The following is a 20374-nucleotide window of genomic DNA, read 5'->3' on the forward strand; positions in this document are numbered from 1 at the left end:
TACCTTTGACATCGCCAATCTGCTCAATTATTTCCAAGGATTGCTCCCAAAGTGCGATCGCTCTTGCGATGTCCCCTTGGTCGGCGAATACCAGTGCCATGTTGTTGAGGGTTGCGGCTTTACCTTTGACATCGCCAATCTGCTCAATTATTTCCAAGGATTGCTCCCAAAGTGCGATCGCTCTTGCGATGTCCCCTTGGTCGGCGAATACCAGTGCCATGTTGTTGAGGGTTGCGGCTTTACCTTTGACATCGCCAATCTGCTCAATTATTTCCAAGGATTGCTCCCAAAGTGCGATCGCTCTTGCGATGTCCCCTTGGTCGGCGAATACCAGTGCCATGTTGTTGAGGGTTGCGGCTTTACCTTTGACATCGCCAATCTGCTCAATTATTTCCAAGGATTGCTCCCAAAGTGCAATCGCTTCTGGGAGCAATCCTTGGTCGGCGATTACCAGTGCCATGTTGTTGAGGGTAGCGGCTTTTCTTGTTAATTCCTCTTCAGGGCAAAGGTCTAAAGCTTGCTGATAATGGGTAGCAGCTTCTTGCACAAAACCCAAAACCTCTTCCGCACGGGCGACTGTTCCCAAGATGCGATAATCTAAAAAAACTGCCAGCACTTGCTCACACAAATCAAAAGCTTCCACAAAGCGGGAATTGTTCACCCAATAGTTTGCAATCCTATCCCCAATGCTGATTGCAATTTCCTGCTCTTTTGCCAACAGTCCCAACCGCACAATTTCCAGTCCTTCTGCTTCCGTGGGGTTTTCATTCTCCTCGCACCAAGCTTGATGGATTTTCCTCACCGCTTGCTGTCGCGTTGCTTGCCATTCTTCCTCACTCAATACTGGTTCTAACAACGGTTCTAAAATTGTCGTCACTCGATAATTAGCTGGCTGGTTGGGGTGAGCGGTGGCAGACTCGACTAGGCTAAGGCTGGTTAGCTTGCCTAAAACTGCCAATTCCCCTGCGGTAGAAATTGCCCTCACAATATCCTCCATCACTGGCAGATGAAACACACTCAATCGTGCAAGAAACTTTTGTTCTTCCGGTTCCAAAGCATCCAGCAGAGTTTGTGCCAAAATATCTTCGCGGAATTTCTGCTCAGTCGCCTCCAGACGATTCAATAATTCATCCGCCGCTAATCCCGCCTGCTGAATCACCTCCAATAGCCACTTCAACAACCGGGGATTACCATCAGCAATGTGAATAATTCGCTGAGTTCTTAACTGCTGTCTAACTTCTTTATCTAATGGAAAGCAAATTTTATCAATATCACTGCTGCTCATCTGTTCCAGTCGTTCCAGGTGCAGGTGATGAGGTGGCAAGGTGTCTGATTTCAAATAGCGACAGGTGACAATCAGCCGACTTTCTCCCCCGTTCTCCGCCAATGCCGCACAAATCGCCCCTAAAATTTCATAAGCATCTGCCGTCATCCGCAGTGAACCATCTTCAATATTAGCTGTGGGGATATTCTGCTCAAAGTCATCCAGCACCAGCAGCAAAGGTTGGTTGTGTTCCTTTTCAATTGCCTCAAAAAAGTTTTGCAACCGCCCTTTCAGAGACACCTTTGGTTCATTCAAAAGTGCCGGCACATCTGCAAACCGGTCAAACTTATTAGAAAGCTTATTCAGCAAACCCCACTCATCCAAAGGGCCAATCAAAACGACTCGCGCAAAATTATCACGCTGCGTCTGCACCCGCGTACATAACCGCGCCGCCAGGGTACTTTTTCCCAGTCCCCCCATCCCGGCAATAAACACCCCGATTTGGTCGCTAGTTTCCCGCAATGCCCTGAGACACCGTTGCAAAGGTCGTCTGCGTCCGACAAACTCAAACCGACTGGCAACTTTAACTAGATTATTCTCATCGAGAAATTCTTGCTCTGGCGCTGTAAACTTCAGCTTTTCACGATTTCTTGTTCTCAGAGGTGTCACCAGTTCGGCAATGGGGCGCGTATCCCGATACATCCGCAACAGATGCCAGTCGGTGCATTCTTTCTCAATCATCTCCTGCTGCGCTGCTTTGACTGCTTCCTCAACAGTTGCCCCTGTTGCCAATGCTTGATAAAGTGCCTGTGCTGCTACAATACCCGTGCGGTCATACACCGGACGCGCCCAGCCTAAAACGATACCTGCCCCCGCTTTCACCAACGCCTGCGCCATTGAGGGTACTGTCCCCTTGTTAGCAACCTGTCCCGTATGACAGCCAGAGAGAAAAGTTACACGGGGCCAGCGTCCCCGAAAGGCTTTAGCTAAGTCATTGACGGTAGTCAGTTGCATATTTCCCACCTCATCCTCAGTGATGAAGCAGGGGGTATTGTCTGCCAGCGTTACACCTTTTGGCAGCAAATAGCCGTAGTCTTTTTTGGTATAAATTATCCCGTGTCCCGTGAGGTGAAAGACATCAAAATAGTCTTCGGGGTAGGATTTCACCAAATTGGCTAACTCTGCAACCGAGCCGCTTTCCTCAACAATCAACGCCAATGGCTGATCTTTAGTTGCTTGCAAAATGTTGGCTTCTTCCTGCTCAAACCCTAGTGGTGGAACTCTGGGATCTTCAGGAGAAGTCGCCATGAACAGCAACCGCAATGGACGATTTTGCACGCCAATGATTTGGGTTTGACGCTGCTGTACAGAACGCACTGGTAAAACGGAAAGATTCTGGCGTTCGATTAAAAACCCTGCACCATCATGCAGCAATTCCCAAGGCATATGTGCCAATCCCAAAGCCACCCGTTCTGTTTCGGGATTCAACCCCTTTGCTTCGCTGGTTTTAATCAAATCTAGAAGAATCGTTTGCTCATCCGCCTCATCCAGCGCCTTTCTCAGCCATCCTTCTTTACCATCCAGCCATTGATAAAGTTGCCGTCCCAACTGGGTGAGATAGGGTAGATGATCTCTTTGTTGAGCATAGTAATTTTGCTCACACAAATCAATTAGTGCTGCCAACTCCGTTTTATCCAGGCGACGTGAGCCATAGTCACAGCGTAATTCAAAAGTTTGCTGTTGACTGAGGGCGAAGGTGAAGTTTAGGGGCATGGCTGACAGCAATAGTTTCCACAGTAACCTTCACCGTATTATCACCTTTTTCCCGAAATTATCGCCGATATTCGTCGCCGCAATCGCCGATAAGCTGGTACAAATCGCGTGATTGACGAGATACTGCATTGATGCGATCGCGATCGTCTTCATCTAAACTAAAACTAAATACTTTGGCGTTATCTTCTATATGTTCAGATACTCCAAGTCTGGCACCAACTATCACACCGCCCACAGTTGGCCGATCTAAAATGTAACGCACTGCCACGTTGGAAATGCTGACGCCATGCTTATTAGCAATTTCCTTCAGGATAGCCAGCAACTCTTGAAATAATCGCCAACCACCCCAAGCATCGATCATATTTTTATATTTTTTCAAACTAGCAGTGGACAAATCAAATCCTCGCGGTTCCGGTTTACCCAAATAGTTTTCTGATAACAAACCGCCGCACAGCGTACCATAAGTAAAAAGCTTTATGTTATGCTGCTGACAAAACTCCACCATATTAACTTCAGGACGGCGGTCAACCAGGGAAAATTGCACTTGGTTAGAAACAATTTTGATACCTGCTTCAGTAATAAGCTTCAAGTTTTCCGTGTCAAAATTAGTTAAACCTAAATGCTTAATTTTACCCTCAGTCTGAAGCTCTGCCATATATTTGAGGGCATCCAGGTAATTTTTATCCTGATATTCCCACCAGTGGAATTGCATCAAATCTAACGATTGCACATTCATCCTTCTCAAGGAAATATTAATATTTTCCTCGACCAGTTTCTTGGTCATTTTGCCTGGACGAGGTACCCATTTCGTAAAAGCTTGTACTTGAGATAAAGCATCTTTCCCACGAGTATCAATTAGTTGGCAACGAAACTCACCAATAAAGTCTTCCGCAGGGCCATAATGATCTGCTAAATCCCAAGTAGTAAAACCTGCATCTAAATATTTGAACATAGTCTCAATAGCGGCTTGGGGATTGATCTGCCCGTGTGCGCCGGAGACTTGCCACATCCCATTTAATATGCGGCAGATGTTCAAATCGGGGGTAAATTGGAGACGACTAGCTGCGGGTAAGTTCATTTTCAATTTATGAGTGAAAAGTTAGGAATGGGAATACTTAACAATTACTAATAAATAAATCATAACTGATAATTCTTAATTCCTAACTCCCCACTCCCAACTCCTAACTTTTTAACGCCAGCCTTTTTCAGCTTGTTCGAGAACGTAAGCAGCAACGTCTTGAATTTGCTGTTCGGTGAGACGCTCTTTGTAGGCTGACATATTATTTTTACCATTGGTAACTATAGATGTAATTGCCTCTATTGAATCCATACCATACTTTTTCAGGGCTGACTTTTTGAGATTTTTACCTCGCCTGATAATATTGCTACCGTTGATATGACAACCAGCACAATGAACGCTAAATATTTGTTCGCCGTTAACTGTGTCTGCTGCCCTAACAGGCAAAGTAAAAGTACTGATTAATAACAAAAACGTTACTAATACTAATGTAAGTAGTTTCTTCAATTAATTTCTCCAGATTTGAACATACTAGTTGTAGGCATAAGTATTAAAACCAATATTAGAGGGATTCAAAGTCAGTTGTAAATCCAGCAAAATTTGCACAATCTTCTTGAAAGGCTTCTGCATCGCTCACATCTTCAATTTTATAAGACATGATGCGCGTACCATTTGGCATTTTTTTGGAACTAATTAATTCACCTTGATATTTCGCTGCGATCGCTTTAAAATCAACACCATAGATTTTCCAGGCATCATCCGAACAAGTAATATTTACTTGCCACATATTTCACTTCCAATTACTACCACTAAATATTCATCATCTCACAAATGGGCAACATCTTACACATCACCTCTTTGGGACTGCAATTTTATATCTAAAGGAAGTACCAAGTCAGTTTGGGCTACGCCATAATATGGATGTAGGAACATTAAGAGAAAATATTATCCCAATTAGTTAAATTATCCGAGTTGAAAATGCCTAACAATATCAAACAACAAATTCAAGCCGACTTGCAACAAGCAAAAGAAACTGGACAATTAAGAACTGAGCGGATTCGAGAAATTGTGAAATCCGCAGTTTCTCAAGTAGCTTCTGAGTTTAAACAAGGTTCTACTGAAGTTCGTAGCATTGTGAAAGATGCTGTTTCTGCTGTAATTGAAAACTTCCAAGAAAAAGGTAGCGAACTCAAAGATGAAGTGACAGCTTCCATTGAAGGAGCGTTGGAAGGGATTAATAGCAAAAGACACGAAAGTATTGCTCAAACTCAGACAGATATCAAGCGCCTACAGGCTCAACTTGACGGTGAAGAAGAACAACTCCAACAAGAGGTTGATGTAATTCTGGCAGAAATTGAAGAGACGGGTAAGGAAAAACCTGCAAGTACCAAAACTGCGATTGATTCTGCTGTCAATGCTATTAAAGATAGTGAAGAAGTCGGATTGTTAAAGAAACGTTACGCGCAACTGCAAGCGCAGCTAGCCATTGTCCGAGCTAATATGGCTGCACGCTATGGTGGGCGGAATATGGAAGTTCAAGATTATCTAGACGAGGCGAAACACTGGTATGATAAAGCTCGTCCCCAAGCAGAATCAATGGCTGTACAGGTAGAACAGAAGCGATCGCAGTTAGAAGAGCAATTAGGTGAAGCTGGTACATCTTTAGCAAGAAAAGAGCGCCAAATAAAACAAACGTTGAGGCAGTTACTCTTAACGGCGGCTGACTTGTTCAAAGATAAGCAACCTGCTGATAAAGAACGCGAGACTATTCATAAATAGACTGCTTTGGTATTTAATTGACTTAGAAAAAATAGGGTGGTAAATTCTCACCCTATTTTTTGTTGAAATAGCATTTTTCATTAGACTTATCACATGAATTAAAGTCCCTCTCCCAAGCTTGGAAGAGGGACTTTAAAATTGACTCCCCCTTCTCCCAATTTGGGAGAAGGTGTTAGGGGATGCTCCCTTTAATATTGCGTATTAGTAAATACGCCCTTCTTGATTAAGTTGTTCGTCATGCTTGGCTATAACCCAAATTGCATGAATACTACCAGGAAGCCAACCTAAAACTGTGAGCAAAATATTAATAATCAGCGTCGGGCCAACTCCAACTGTCAAGAAAACACCTAAAGGAGGAACTAACAAACCTAGAAGAAAACGAACTAATTTCATGATTTTACAACTTTGTGATTTTGTTTAATTACATTCATTTGAGGATGCCGAATTAGGAAATCCACCTTCGGAGATTTTATGTAGGTGAGAAACGTGATTTAACTGGCGTTTCTATTCGTTCTAAACTTATCTAGAAGAAGGTAATTCAGCTTGATTCTTTACATCACCACTGCTGGTTAAAAGGTTTCTTTCAACAAAGTAGTTGTTAATAAAGGTGTTCGCAAAAGTTAAAATTACTGGCCCAAGCAAGAAACCAATAATTCCGCGAACTGCGAACCCAGGAACTAGCACTGCTGCTAACCAGAAACATAAACCGTTGACAACGAGCGAAAATGCTCCAAATGAGAGAAAGTTAAGTGGTAGAGAAAGAGCAGACAAAACTGGTTTAACCGAACCGTTAATTAGACCAATTACTAAAGCAGCAATTATAGCGGCGGGGAAATTAGCAATATTAACGCCTGGAACAACGATATCAACAATCAACAAGCTCAAAGCTGTAGCTAGCGCGGTTAAAAATGGAGTCAACATTGTTTTTACCTAATAACTAGAGATTTTTTTTGCGACTTCTTATATCATCTTTAACTATTTGCTAGGGTTTCACCTCCCTTGCAAGATAGAATTTCTTTCTACCATTAGGCCTATCGTTGAGAAAAATGTAGCGGTTCTAAATACATTTTATCGGCGCATCTGTACGCCTATACATTAGACATAGGAGTAAAGACATAGCAGTACTACCTCTCTATAAGGATTGTGGATAACCCATATTAATTTCTGAAGATGTCTAACATATTGCAATGCTTTGAAGGGTGCGTTAAACAAACTTAACACACCCTAGAAATTTAAGATTAATTTAATGTCACAAGGCAAAAATCACTCAGGTTTTCCCGACTCAGGCTTATAGTAAAGGGCTGATTTATATAAGACTTGTTCTTGATGGGTTTCTAAAGTGCAATCAGACAAAGGGTAAGTTACACAAGTAACAACATAACCAGCCTGTATTTCACTTGGACGCAGAAATTTTTGCTCGCTTTGATCGATTTCACCACTAATAAGTTTAGCAATACACGCAGAACATTCGCCTTGTTTACACCCAGATGGTAAGCGGATACCAGCTTCTTCCGCCATATCTAGAATATATTGATCGTCTGGTACTGGAATGGTGCGATCTAATCCAAGTGTAGGATTGATAAATCGAACTTGATAAACTGCCATCTACTGTTTCTAATTATTGTTTAACTGCTTTCATCGACAAACTAATCCGTTTGAGTTTCTCGTTGATTTCTAACACCTGCACTTTCACTACTTGTCCAACTTTGACAATTTTATTGGGATCGTCTACAAATCTATCAGCAAGTTGGGATATATGCACCAAGCCATCTTGATGTACGCCGATATCGACAAAAGCACCGAAGTTGGCGACGTTCGTCACGATTCCCTCTAGTTCCATTCCCACCTTTAAGTCCCTGATTTCGTTAATTCCTTCTCTGAAGGTGGCATACTTAAACTCAGCCCGAGGATCTCTACCTGGTTTTTCGAGTTCGTTGAGAATGTCGCGCAGTGTGGGTTCGCCGACGCTATCGGTAACGTATTTTTTCAGGTTAGTCTTTTTGAGTTTTTCAGCAATTTGTGTTACCTGATTTAATGGCACATTTAGATCGGATGCGATCGCTTCTACTACAGAATAACTCTCTGGATGCACTGCTGTATTATCCAAAGGGTTATCGCCGCCGCGAATCCGCAGAAAACCCGCTGCTTGTTCAAAAGCTTTTGGCCCCAGCTTCGGAACTTTCAACAGTTGTCGACGATTTTTAAAGGCTCCATGCTGGTTGCGATAGGCGACAATATTATTGGCAACTGTTGTAGTAATCCCAGAGACGGATGTCAGAAGTTCTTTGGAGGCGGTGTTTAAGTCTACGCCAACGTAGTTAACGCAGCTTTCTACAGTGTCATCCAATTTCTTTTTCAACAATTTCTGATCGACATCGTGCTGATATTGTCCCACACCAATGGATTTGGGATCGATTTTCACCAGTTCTGCTAAGGGGTCTTGCAAACGGCGGCCGATACTAATCGCACCGCGCACAGTAACATCTAAATTGGGAAACTCTTCTAGCGCTACAATACTAGCAGAATATATAGATGCGCCAGACTCATTCACCATCACTTTAACTGGTTTGCGTTCTATATTTTGCAATACTTGCGTGACAAATTCCTCTGTCTCGCGGGATGCTGTACCGTTACCGATGGCGATTAACTCAATTTTGTACTTTTCAATCAGATTTTTGACAGTTTGTGCAGCTTTGAGTCGCTGTTCAGTCGCTTGGTGGGGAAAAACCGCTTGGTATTCCAAAAATTGTCCAGTTTGGTCGAGGACAGCAACCTTACACCCAGTTCTAAATCCAGGGTCTATCGCTAGGGTTGGTTTCATCCCTGCTGGTGCAGATAGCAGCAACTCCCGCAGATTAGTTTCAAATGTCTTAATTGATTCTATGTCTGCATAAACTTTTTTCTCAGCAATAACCTCTCCCATAAGAGAGACTTTCATCAAACGATTGAATGCATCCTTCAGCATCGCCTGATAAAAATCTCGAATTGTCCTTACTTTGGCTTTGATCTCTTTCGACTCAAGATAGTAAAGTACCGCATCCTCATCGAAAGCAATTTCAAAGCTTAATATTTTTTCAGTTTCACCCCGACACAACGCCAGCATATTGTGTGGTGCAATATTTTTTACCTTAATTTGATAGTTACGGTACATCTCAAATTTGGTTGTACCTTCGGGATAATCATCTTTGATGCGGGAGACAAATACCCCTTCCTCTAAAAGATAGTCGCGGATATATGCGCGTAACTCAGCTTTTTCAGCTACTTCTTCCGCCAAAATATCGGCAGCACCCTTGAGTGCTTCTTCTGCTGTTTTTACTCCCTGGGTTTGTGAAATATACTTAGCTGCTTCTGACTCCAAGGATGCAATTGCAGCATTTTTGATATTTAGCGACTTGATGAATTCCGCCAGTGGTTCGAGTCCTTTTTCTCTGGCGATAGTGGCGCGGGTGCGGCGCTTTGGGCGATAGGGTAGATATAAATCCTCAAGTTCGGTTTTTTGTAAGCAGGATGAGATTTTGGCTTTGAGTTCATCTGTAAGTTTACCTTGTTGGGCGATCGCACTTAAAATAACCGATTTTCGTTCTTCCAGTTCTGTTAAATAAGTATAGCGATCGGCCAGTTCGCGTAGTTGCACTTCATTCATCTCATCGGTGCGTTCTTTGCGGTAACGTGCAATAAAGGGAATTGTTGCACCCTCCGCCAAAAGTTCCAGCGCGTTTTGCACCTGATGGGATTTGAGGTTGATTTCAGTTGCCAGTATTTGAGGAATGTTCAGCATTAGGTGTCTAAAATGAAAATGCTACTTCTAAAGGTAATATGCTAGATCCTTATCCTGGCGCAAGTCCAAAGTTTTAAGTTAATTTACCAGATGATTGTTCGCAAGAGTGTAATTGGCCAAATAGACAAAACCCAGCTACGCAAGTTTTATAACCCTTCCAATTTGCGTAGATGAATGAGAATTTGTCTAGCACAACCCAGCTTGGCTAAGTCACGAGAAGGACAAAAGTAGCATCACCCACAGGAATTGTCTGTTACTAAACACCACGCAATCTCGCGTAGCATCTCGTACCAAATTTTAAATCTTGCTACGCACACTCGAACACAGAATAAGAGTTGTCAAGCTTTTGGCGCTTCATCTATTGCAATAATTATTCCAATTGGCATAAAATACAACCTTGCATAATCTTGATTTTCTATAATATTTATTTCGCTCGACTGTTGTAGCCAAAACCATATTGGATGTAAGATTAACCACACTTCCAAAAAATTTGTTCTAAAAACACTACAACCTTTAGTTCAGAGGTTAGTAAAATGCTTTTGTTTTTCTTGATACCACTATGTACTGCTTTAGCTACAGGCTACTTGTTCAAAAAGAGTACTGATGAAATAGCATATCTTGCAGGTGTATTCGCAGCGATTAGCTTGATCTTAAGTTTAATATTAGCACCTTGGCAGATTCAGTTTGGACTATTAATAATTGTCTTCGTCATTACCAACAGACTTTTGGAAAATAATGAGTCCAAGCAATAGGAAAACAACCTAGAGAAACCTCTATCCAACTAAGGAAACTTAGCGTTGTTTCTCTTTATACCATTATGTCCTGTTTGAGCTACTGCCTACTTGTTCAAAAAGAGTACTAATGAAATTGCCTACTTTGGAGCTATTAGCTTGATTTTATCTCAAGCATTAATATCCTGACATCAGTTTCGATTGTTAATCATTATTATCAACAGACTTTGATGAAAATAATCAGTCCAAATAATAAAAAAACCTCTACCCAGCGAAGGAAAATTGGCAGACTACTAACTCTATCTGAAATATGTAAATTTAGATGAATATTTTTGTGAATAGATAAAAAATAATTCCAACTCTCGATTGTCATCTAAAAATTCAGGTTGTAATTTAGTGTAACGTTGTGCGATCCGGTCACCGCAAGTAGTCTTGTTCAAGTTTGAATTTTCCTTGGGTCAACTTTTGGCTTTTTAGCTTTGCATTTATCGAGTCTAATACTAACTCTTTAGTTATAGAACTTTAATACCATAAATTACTTCATAAATGTACAAATTTCCTAGGCAATAATTCCTAATAGAGGAAGATTTTTATTTTATGAAGTTTTTGTTTAAGTGTATTTGTCAGTAGATAAATTTTTGATAAAGTACAGCGATAAATTTGCAACATGCTTTTCTCATGGTATTCTAGTAAGTAATTACATGTAACAATAAATTTGGAGGAAAAAGCCTATTTAAATAAAATCACGTGGAAAAGTCAAGCAAACCTAATATTAGATGGTGTAGAAATATCTCAAATTCAATGCAATCTCAATTGAAAGTTGATTAGCCAACTTTAGTTTGCATTAGTTGTTTTGTAAAAAAGCTCCGTTTGGACATCCAGTAAAATTCCCGATAAATCTGTAAAGCGTATTACTGTAGTGTAGGTTGATTTATCTCTCTATTATTTACGCAGCTAGTCAGACTTGTATTAATTCTTGTGTTCCCATGCCCAAAAAGAGCACGTATACATACTCCATTTGAGTAAAAACCATTACTTTTATAAATCGGCTTAATTGCCAGCCAAGATTACAGATATAGTCTGTGAGCCGGGATAAATTTTATCATATGTCAGTACATTAATCCACTTTTTTGGAGCAAATAGAAAATATTTCTCAATCCAGCTAGGTTTTATAGCTTGAGAATATCAATAGTATCTTCAAAAGATTTCTACAGCAGGATACCACTGATAGAAAGTTAATGAATGGATTAATCAAAAATTCTGGTAATCCATTTTGATTTAGGTGCATCTGTTGAATATGTGGGTGGAATCAGAGTTCAACATCAGCGATGTCTACGACTGGCTACACCTACGCACACTGCAAACTTTGTGTATGTATAGAGAATTTGTGACAAACTTCTCAAATTTCTCTATGTCTGCATCCACTATTAGATTATCGCGATCGCGCTAAAAATAGTGTTAAGCAAACCTGGGTAGCACAGAAAATATCTGTAATTCACAGTTAGGCAAACTCTAAATTGATTGTGCTAATTGCCAAGCAATAAACTGGTTTGGTTGGGAGTATAATCCAGTCAAGCAATTAAGCGTGTTTTACTAGCAATCATATCGAACGCCGCCATGATACAGCAACCATCTTGGAATATTGCATAGTATTTAGTTTTTAACTCTAAGGCATGAGCTTCAAAGATCATTTTGATATCAATCACTTCAACATAGCCTTTTAATTTTGTTGTCTTTACTGAAGTGTTGCCGAGATATGAAACCTTTAAAACAACTGGTTGTTTACTATCCGGTTCATACCTACTATCTTGATTAAGGCAAAGTACTATGAAATCCATGTCGCAAGGTTCAAACTTTAAAATAATCCCTTATATTATTTTATTTGTAAGTATTTTACTTAGTATCTGTGGACAACTGCTAATGAAAAATGCCATGATTTATACAAATGAAGGAGTATTTACTTGGGATTTTCTTCAAAAATTATCATTAGCTATTACTGTCTATTGTTTAGGTATAGTAAATTGGATATTGGCTCTGCGATCTGTAAAATTGAGTATTGCTTATCCACTGACAAGTTTAAATTATGTCGGGATACTTTTCGGCTCATACTACTTTTTTAATGAGGTGATTACGTTAACTCGAATAGTAGGAGTCATCACTATATTCTTGGGTGTTCTTTTAGTAGTTAACCCCATAAAAAAGCTCAAATTTAGATAATTACTTGAAAAGTTAAAAATGAGTATTTTTACTTGGCTAAATTTAATGCTTGTTGTTTTATTTGGAACAACTGCTCAACTCTCACTCAAGTATGGACTTTACATCTCTAACTCTAATAAAGGAGAAAGCGGCTCTCTCAAAAATCTCTTATTATCTCGTTATTTTTTAATTTGGTTTATCTGCTATACATTTATGACTATATTGTGGCTTTATGTATTGCGGACAATTCCTTTAAGTCAAGCCTTTCCAGTTTTAGGATTAATGTATGCATTTGTACCCATTGCTTCTCACTATCTTTTAAAAGAAGAGGTTCTGTTTAGCCAATGGTTAGGGATTTCCGTTATTATAACTGGCGTAATTCTAGTTGTACATTAATCTTTTATGATTCAGATTATTAATATTAACAGTTTCCGAACATCATCCTCTAAAACATTTTCACAAAATCTAAATTTAATTTATGAATATAGGTATCGTTGGCGGAGGCATCACTGGGCTAGTATTAGCTCAACGTCTTTCACATCAAGGACATAAAGTCACTGTCTTTGATAGTAATAAGCAGCTTGGTGGACTTACTACCTATCATGATTACGGATTATTTACCTGGGATCGCTTTTATCACGTTATCCTACCTTCTGATACTCACTTAATAAATTTTCTTAGAGATATTGGTCTTGGAGATAAGCTACGTTGGCATCGAAGTTTAACAGGCTTTTATGACAATAAAAAGTTTTATTCTATTAGTAATAGTATAGAATTCCTGCGTTTTCCTCTATTTGGACTTATAGGTAAAATCAGATTAGCCTTTACTCTTTTATATGGTTCGCGCCTTAATAACTGGCGGCGCTTAGAGAAGATTTTAGTTGAAGATTGGCTATTGAAACTTGGTGGTAAAAACACATACGAAAAGCTCTGGAAACCTTTGCTTTTATCCAAATTAGGAGAAAACTATAAGCGAATATCAGCAGTTTTTATTTGGGCTTATATCAAAAGACTATTTTCAGCGCGCGATTCTTCATTAAATAAAGAACAACTCGGTTATGTATCAGGCGGTTATAAAACTGTTTTTGACCATATAGAAAAATTAATTTACGCGGCTGGAGGTCATATCCACAAAGGTGTTGCGGTTGAATATATCGCACCTCATCCAGGGGGTGGAATGTGGGTAGAATATCAGGGGAAAAAAGAGCATTTTGATAAAGTCATCTTTACTGGGCCAGTTAATATCTTGCAACAGGTTGCTGCAAGGGAATTGGTGAAGGTTTCAGACACTAGTAAAACAGTAGAATACCTGGGTGTAATCTGCATGGTACTGATTACTCGTAAGCCTCTAGTTCCTTATTACGTAGTGAATATTGCCGATAAAAATATTCCTTTTACTGGAGTTATCGGTATGAGTAACTTAGTTTCTTTACAAGAGACAGCAGGGTATCACATTACATTCCTACCAAAATATATCCTTTCCACTGACCCGTTGTTAAAACAACCAGATGACGAATTACGTCCAATATTTTTCCAAGGTATACGTTTAATGTTCCCCGAACTCAAAGCAGATGACATTGTAGCGGCACATATTAATCGAGCGATTAAAGTACAGCCACTACAAGTTTTAAATTATTCCAGCCTTGTTCCCAAAGTGAGTACTGAAAACGATGATTTTTTCGTCGTCAATACCTCACAGTTGGTTAATGATAGCGTTAACAACAACGCAGTAGTTCGACAAGTCGATGAATTTCTCAAAAAATCAGCATTCCTGAATTCTTGAAATTTGAGTAATCACACTTTATTTTAAAAATCACACGAGGTCTTTATGAGTCTTTTTGTTCTTTTACCCGCATATAACGAGCAAGAATCAATTCGACCCTTGTTCAAAAAGTTTCAAACATTGCAGCAAATTTTTAATATAGAGATAGAACTGATTCTTGTCGATGATGGCAGTAGCGATAGAACTGCTCAGACTGCAATAGATGAATCTCAATCACTAGGTATATTACTAAAATTAGTCCAACATCCCAAAAATGCTGGTTTAGGTCAAGCAATTAAAACAGGTTTTACGACTTTCTTGGAAATTTCCAATGAAGGTGATTTTTTAGCTGCGATGGATTGTGATAATACTCAACCACCAGAGCTACTAATAAAAATGTATGACACTATGATAGCTGGTAGCTATGATATTGCGATCGCGTCTAGATATCGCAAAGGTTCTAAAGTCATAGGCTTATCAAAATTTAGAGAGCTGCTGAGTTACGGAGCCAGCTGGCTTTTCAGAATTGCCGCTCGTGTACCAGGCGTAAAAGACTACACTTGTGGTTACAGACTGTATAACCGTACTTTCCTTAGTAAACTGGATATGTATTATGGGGACAATCTATTCACTGAAAGTGGATTTGCTTGCATGATAGATTTACTGCTGAAAGCCAAAGCCCTCAAACCAAAAATCGTAGAAATTCCAATGGTTTTGAGATACGATGAAAAACCGACTGCTAGCAAAATGAAAATTCTTAAAACTATTACTCGAACACTAAAACTCTTGTTTAAGAATCTAGCCTCAACACAGCCAACTTCTAATTTAGGTCAGACTTTCAAACAGCAAGAAACAGTTAGAATTCCACTAAGAATGGCAAACCGTAAATAAACCTGAGAAGAAAAGTCTGGATTCTTTACTTGAGAAGAGTGTCAGTAAATATATAAATAGAATTGTATTTTATTCTACACTGATACAAAAGCGGAGCTTTGCTTGCTCCGCTTTTGTATTCTGACTTCTGAATTTTTCGTCAAATAGCTCTAAATTTCTAGTCTGTGGGCGGATTTGCCAAGGCGTTGTTAAAGGGGAGGGAAATCCACACGTTTTTCTAGCAACTGTGGCTTTTACTCATTTGTTAGACTGAACACACTAGGATTTTTCAGTCAAATCTCTGAACTACGCCAGCAGACGAGGCTACCCATGCTTACAAGTACGCTACTTCTCTCGAATCAACTTCCTACTCTTCAATATTCCTCCACACCAGAGCGTTTCGATGAAACCTGGGAAGCCCCCCTGGCTACCCTTCTGGGACTAGGACGCGCCGCTGGTGCTGACTTCATCGAATTATTTTTAGAGCGTCGCAACTATATTAGTTCTCTTGCAGAAGATGACGCTATCACGAGTATTTCACCCAGTCTGTCTACAGGCGCAGGAGTCAGGGTATTTCGTGGCAAAGCTGACTGCTACGTTAGCACTAATGACCTTTCGTTTTCCGGTTTGAAAGCAGCCTTAGAAAAAGGTCTTTCTATCTTAGGATTACAACTACCCACTGCTAAAGCTTTCATCCCCGAAATCAACCTAGAATTATTTAGAGATTACGCTACCAAAAGAGGTAAAGATGCATGGCTACCAGTGTGTAGCTCCATCCGAGAAATGGGAGAAATCCTCCTAGATGGTACAGCCCACCTGAAGCAAAAAGCTAGCCACGTCCAATCGCGCCGTGCTAGCTATTTCCGGGATTGGCAAGAAGTTTTAATCGCTGCTAGTGACGGGACTTTTGCCCGTGATATTCGCCTCACCCAATCAGTCGGATTTAACCTGTTGTGTGCTGATGGTGCTAATCGTACCTCAATTGGCGATCGCGCGGGTAATACTAGTGATGCCAACTTCTTGAGAACTTGGGATTCTCAACAAGCCGCCGAGAAAATAGCAGAATCGGCTGGAAAAATGCTCTACGCAGATTACGTGGAGTCGGGTACTTATCCCATCATTATGGCCAATCACTTTGGCGGCGTAATTTTCCACGAAGCTTGCGGACACCTGCTAGAAACCACTCAAATTGAACGTAATACCACACCCTTTGCTGACAAAAAAGGCGAAAAAATTGCCCACGAAAGTTTGACAGCCTGGGATGAAGGGCGCTCTGAAAATGCCTTCGGGACTATTGACATGGATGACGAAGGTATGCCTGCTCAAAGAACCCTTTTAATTGAAAAAGGCGTTCTGAAAAACTTTTTAGCAGATAGAACAGGTTCCTCACGCACCGGACACCCCAGAACTGGAAGTGGACGCCGCCAAAATTATACCTATGCCGCTGCTAGCCGGATGCGTAATACTTATATTGATTCTGGCGAATATAGCAATGATGAATTATTTGCCTCTGTTGATAAAGGTATTTACTGTAAAAAGATGGGTGGTGGTAGCGTTGGTGCTACAGGTCAATTTAACTTTAGTGTTGATGAAGCTTATTTAATTGAAAATGGCAAAATCACCAAACCACTGAAGGGAGCAATTCTCATTGGTGAAGCTAAGGAAATTATGAATAAAATTTCCATGTGTTCCCAAGATTTGGAAATTGCACCAGGCTTTTGTGGCTCTGTCAGTGGCAGTATTTACACCACAGTCGGACAACCCCACATCAAGGTTGATTCTATTACCGTTGGTGGAAGATAAGAATTTTAGATTTAGATTTTGGATTTTGAATTACAATATTCAAAATCCAAAATGCTCAAGTTACCTGATTGTTCCGTTAGTTCAATCTAAAATCTAAAATCCAAAATTGCTTGAGTATTCCTTCAGTCAGAACTCTATGAGAGAAGTACAAGCAATAACATCCAAAATCTAATTATTCAAAATAGAATCGCTTCCAATCCAAAATCTAAAATCCAAAATCCAAAATTGACTATGCCGAATATCAATGAAATTGCAAATTCTGCTAAGGATAATGCTGATAAACTTGGCATTAAAAAATTTGACATTTATGGCTCAACAGTAGATGACACTAACGTGCAAGTAGACCAAGGTGAGCCAAAACAAGTTAAAGCTTCAAACCGCTCTGGTGTTACTGTTCGTGTTTGGAATGAAGATAATACAATGGGTGTGACCAGCACCACAGATGTAGACCCCAAGGGACTGGAATTAGCTTTGAAAACTGCTTACGAAGCCAGTTTCTTTGGTGTTAAAGAGAATGTTCCTGATTTTAGTCCAGAGGCTACTGTTCCGATTCCAAGTAAACCTCTGCATAAAGCACCTCAAGCACCTGTTGCTGAACTTATAGAAAAATTGTTGGTAGCTGAAAAAGAATTATTGGCAGCTCACCCAGCAATTAAAGGTGTACCTTATAATGGTTTGTCTCAAAGAGATATTGACAGATTTTATCTCAATAGCGACGGTGCAGTAAGAACTGAATCTCACTCTTTGGCATCAGTTTATCTTTATAGTAAAACTGAGGAAGATGGGAAGAAACCGCGCAGTGCAGGCGCTTATAGAATCAACCAAAGTTTAGATAATCTAGATATTCATGGTTGCATTAAAGAAACTGCCGATAAAACTATCAGTCACTTGAATTATGAAAAAATCAAAACTGGTAAATATCGAGTTGTTTTCTCACCAGAAGCTTTCTTAAGTCTGTTGGGTGCTTTTTCTAACTTATTCAATGCCCAAAGTATTTTAGACAATCAAAGTCTATCTACACCTGATGATTTAGGTAAGGAAATTGCTTCTCCTCTGCTTTCAGTTTATGATGATGCACTGCACCCAGCTAACGTAGGTGCGGAAAGTTTTGATGGCGAAGGAACTCCTACTCGTCAAATTTCGCTGATTGAAAATGGCGTTTTAACAGGATTTCTCCATAGTGCAGGCACCGCTAAAAGGTTAAATGCCCAGCCAACGGGTAATGCTAGTATTGGTGCAAAAGTCAGCGTCAGCCCCAATTTTTATCACGTATTTTCAACAGCAACTCCTGAGCAAGAATTGAGCTTAGAAACTGCTGAAAATGTGATTTTTATCGATGATTTACAAGCTCTCCATGCTGGAGTTAAATCCTTGCAAGGTTCCTTTTCTTTGCCGTTTGATGGTTGGCTAGTTAATAAGGGAGTGAGGACGAGTATTGAGTCAGCAACTGTTGCTGGTGATTTCTTGGAACTTTTGAAGTCAATTATTTATGTAGAAAAAGAGCCAGAGTTAACGCCAGGTGGGGTTTGCCCGAAAATCTGGGTTAATGAACTATCGATTACCGGCGAATAAAACTTAGTAAGTGCAGAGTTAAGAGTTAAACTCTTAACTCTTAACTTGGAAATCATGACTAACCATTAGTATTCACCACCAATGCTAATGGCAGTATTAAATACATCAGCACCACTTAAGTCAACACCAGCTAAAACAGCGCCATCTACGTCACTATTATATAAACGGGAATTACTCAAATTCACGTTGGTAAGATTGGCATTATTTAACATCGTATCGCTAACAAATGCTTGTGTGAGATTAGCAGACTTTAAATTAGCTCCAGTTAAATCGGCACCTTCTAAGTTAGCACCTTCGAGATTAGCTCCTTTTAAATTTGCATTTCTCAAGTCAACACCGATTAGATGAGCGCCTTTGAGGTTAGCTCCTACTAGATTGCATCCCGAACATTCTCTAGTTTCTAACAAGCGGCGGACAGGGGCGGAATTTTCTGCTTTGACGGGAATGGGAGCAGCTAAGGATAGCGTGCTGAGTAAGGCTGCTGCCGTCAAAAAAATTCGTTTCATAATTTACCTCGGACACTTCTAGAAGTCATTGAATTCTGAACTTCTACGACACCAGTGTGCCAAGATTAGAGAATTCTGTCCTCATGCGATCGGAGGAATATATAATTTCGATGAGACTAGGTATTCTTCCGTTAGGTAGTCCGATGGGAGGAAATTTCCAACTGAAATTATATTAAGCTTTGCCGCTACCTAATAGGTACAACAGTGCCATCCGAACAGCGACACCGCTGGTAACTTGTGATTGAATGAGACTAAATTCTGGGTCATCCATCAATTCAGAACTAATTTCAACACCACGGTTGACTGGGCCTGGATGCAAAACTTTGACATTCGGTTTACAAAGTTGCAGTTTTGTGCGTGTAATGCCAAACAGTTGGTGATATTCTCGCAAACTTGGCAGCAAATGAGCCGTCATCCGTTCCTTTTGCAGACGTAAAGTCATGACAAAATCTGCATTCTGCAAAGCTGGTTCTAGCTGCCAATGTAGAAATAGTTGGGGATTGGGAGAATAATTTCTGCCTTCTACTTCCTCCGAGATAAACTCGGCAAAGAATTTAGGTAAGAGGGTTGGCGGTGCTGCCAGATGCACTTCGGCACCACTAGCAATTAAACTCCAAATATTCGATCGCGCCACACGAGAATGGAGAATATCGCCAATAATGGCAATCTTTTTCCCCTTTAAAAGTTCCAGTCGCGGATGATCTGGGTCAATTAGAGTAGTTATGGTAAATAAATCTAGCAGTGCTTGGGAAGGATGTTCATGTTGACCATCACCAGCATTGAGGACGCTAACTCGTACACCGAGGCGATCCATTTCAGATGCGATCGCATTTGGTACTCCTGCCTCTCGATGGCGGACTACCATAATATCAGTTCCCATTGCCAAATAGGTTTTCGCCGTATCGAGAATTGTTTCTCCCTTAGTCATAGAAGATGTGGCGGCGGCGAAGTTCAGCGTATCCGCACTTAAACGTTTGGCTGCTAGTTCAAAACTGCTGCGGGTGCGGGTAGACGATTCAAAAAATAAATTCGCCACCACTTGTCCCTGCAAAGTTGGCACTTTCTTTGTCCGCCGTGATAGCACTTCTTGAAAACTGGCAGCAGTTTGCAAAACTGTATCGTATTCGGTAGTAGTAAAGTCAGCCAGGGAAAGAATGTGATGACGATTCCAGGTAGTAGTAGGCATATTTGGGGACTGGGGGCTGGGGACTGGGGACTGGGGACTGGGGGAGATGATGGAGACAAGGGGACAAGGGGACAAGGGGACAAGGGGACAAGGGGACAAGGGGGAATTATTGAACAAGTCTCCCCCCTCTTCCTTG

At 40.5% G+C, this 20374-nt stretch carries 18 protein-coding genes; 7 read left to right on the forward strand and 11 right to left on the reverse strand.

The window, feature by feature from the left end; all coding sequences use genetic code 11:
• From RMZ42_RS00170 to RMZ42_RS00185, 4 genes are all read right to left on the reverse strand, one after another.
• Positions 1–3037 (reverse strand): tetratricopeptide repeat protein (locus tag RMZ42_RS00170; RefSeq protein WP_322669493.1); only part of this gene is annotated, 3037 nt, incomplete at its 3' end.
• Between the two features lie 58 nt (positions 3038–3095).
• Positions 3096–4115, reverse strand: coding sequence for an aldo/keto reductase (locus RMZ42_RS00175; protein ID WP_322669494.1), 1020 nt, complete (start codon positions 4113–4115; stop codon positions 3096–3098).
• A 111-nt stretch (positions 4116–4226) separates the two neighbouring features.
• Positions 4227–4562: a cytochrome c6 PetJ gene (gene petJ, locus RMZ42_RS00180; protein ID WP_322669495.1), complete on the reverse strand. Its 336-nt coding sequence runs from the start codon at positions 4560–4562 to the stop codon at positions 4227–4229.
• 55 nt (positions 4563–4617) lie between these two features.
• Entirely contained in the window at positions 4618–4842 is a 225-nt protein-coding gene (locus RMZ42_RS00185) for a hypothetical protein (protein WP_322669496.1), read from the reverse strand.
• A gap of 191 nt (positions 4843–5033) precedes the next feature.
• On the opposite strand from RMZ42_RS00185, the gene RMZ42_RS00190 reads away from it, so the two are divergent.
• A complete protein-coding gene (locus RMZ42_RS00190; RefSeq protein ID WP_322669497.1) occupies positions 5034–5834 on the forward strand; it encodes a histidine kinase in 801 nt (266 codons plus the stop codon).
• Positions 5835–6035: 201 nt separating this feature from the next.
• On the opposite strand, the gene RMZ42_RS00195 is transcribed toward RMZ42_RS00190, so the two are convergent.
• The 5 genes from RMZ42_RS00195 to RMZ42_RS00215 form a co-directional block, all read right to left on the reverse strand.
• Complete coding sequence (locus RMZ42_RS00195; RefSeq protein ID WP_322669498.1) at positions 6036–6227, reverse strand: YqaE/Pmp3 family membrane protein; 192 nt, start codon at positions 6225–6227, stop codon at positions 6036–6038.
• Positions 6228–6353: 126 nt separating this feature from the next.
• A complete protein-coding gene (locus RMZ42_RS00200) occupies positions 6354–6755 on the reverse strand; it encodes a phage holin family protein (protein ID WP_322669499.1) in 402 nt (133 codons plus the stop codon).
• Positions 6756–7097: 342 nt separating this feature from the next.
• Positions 7098–7439 (reverse strand): 2Fe-2S iron-sulfur cluster-binding protein, encoded by a 342-nt coding sequence (locus tag RMZ42_RS00205; protein WP_322669500.1) that lies wholly within the window; start codon positions 7437–7439, stop codon positions 7098–7100.
• Between the two features lie 13 nt (positions 7440–7452).
• The gene (locus RMZ42_RS00210) at positions 7453–9612 is read right to left on the reverse strand and encodes a Tex family protein (RefSeq protein ID WP_322669501.1); all 2160 of its coding nucleotides are present in this window, start codon (positions 9610–9612) and stop codon (positions 7453–7455) included.
• 2302 nt (positions 9613–11914) lie between these two features.
• Positions 11915–12181 carry a hypothetical protein gene (locus tag RMZ42_RS00215; protein ID WP_322669502.1) on the reverse strand — a complete coding sequence of 89 codons (267 nt, stop codon included), beginning with the start codon at positions 12179–12181 and terminating at the stop codon, positions 11915–11917.
• Between RMZ42_RS00215 and RMZ42_RS00220 the strand changes: the two genes are divergently transcribed.
• The 6 genes from RMZ42_RS00220 (at position 12180) to RMZ42_RS00245 (ending at position 18546) form a co-directional block, all read left to right on the forward strand.
• Entirely contained in the window at positions 12180–12560 is a 381-nt protein-coding gene (locus tag RMZ42_RS00220; RefSeq protein ID WP_322669850.1) for an EamA family transporter, read from the forward strand. The two genes, RMZ42_RS00215 and RMZ42_RS00220, sit on opposite strands and share 2 nt — an antisense overlap.
• Positions 12561–12578: 18 nt before the next feature.
• Positions 12579–12935: an EamA family transporter gene (locus RMZ42_RS00225; RefSeq protein WP_322669503.1), complete on the forward strand. Its 357-nt coding sequence runs from the start codon at positions 12579–12581 to the stop codon at positions 12933–12935.
• 82 nt (positions 12936–13017) lie between these two features.
• The gene (locus RMZ42_RS00230) at positions 13018–14322 is read left to right on the forward strand and encodes an NAD(P)/FAD-dependent oxidoreductase (RefSeq protein ID WP_322669504.1); all 1305 of its coding nucleotides are present in this window, start codon (positions 13018–13020) and stop codon (positions 14320–14322) included.
• A gap of 45 nt (positions 14323–14367) precedes the next feature.
• Complete coding sequence (locus RMZ42_RS00235; protein ID WP_322669505.1) at positions 14368–15192, forward strand: glycosyltransferase family 2 protein; 825 nt, start codon at positions 14368–14370, stop codon at positions 15190–15192.
• Positions 15193–15501: 309 nt separating this feature from the next.
• Positions 15502–16974, forward strand: a complete 1473-nt coding sequence (locus RMZ42_RS00240) for a TldD/PmbA family protein (protein WP_322669506.1) — start codon at positions 15502–15504, stop codon at positions 16972–16974.
• Positions 16975–17205: 231 nt separating this feature from the next.
• Positions 17206–18546, forward strand: coding sequence for a TldD/PmbA family protein (locus RMZ42_RS00245; protein ID WP_322669507.1), 1341 nt, complete (start codon positions 17206–17208; stop codon positions 18544–18546).
• A gap of 65 nt (positions 18547–18611) precedes the next feature.
• On the opposite strand, the gene RMZ42_RS00250 is transcribed toward RMZ42_RS00245, so the two are convergent.
• Positions 18612–19052 (reverse strand): pentapeptide repeat-containing protein, encoded by a 441-nt coding sequence (locus tag RMZ42_RS00250; RefSeq protein WP_322669508.1) that lies wholly within the window; start codon positions 19050–19052, stop codon positions 18612–18614.
• 172 nt (positions 19053–19224) lie between these two features.
• Entirely contained in the window at positions 19225–20238 is a 1014-nt protein-coding gene (locus RMZ42_RS00255) for an aspartate carbamoyltransferase catalytic subunit (protein WP_322669509.1), read from the reverse strand.
• Positions 20239–20374: the final 136 nt, after the last annotated feature.

It is taken from the genome of Nostoc sp. DedQUE05 (genome assembly GCF_034530955.1).
GTDB lineage: Bacteria > Cyanobacteriota > Cyanobacteriia > Cyanobacteriales > Nostocaceae > Nostoc.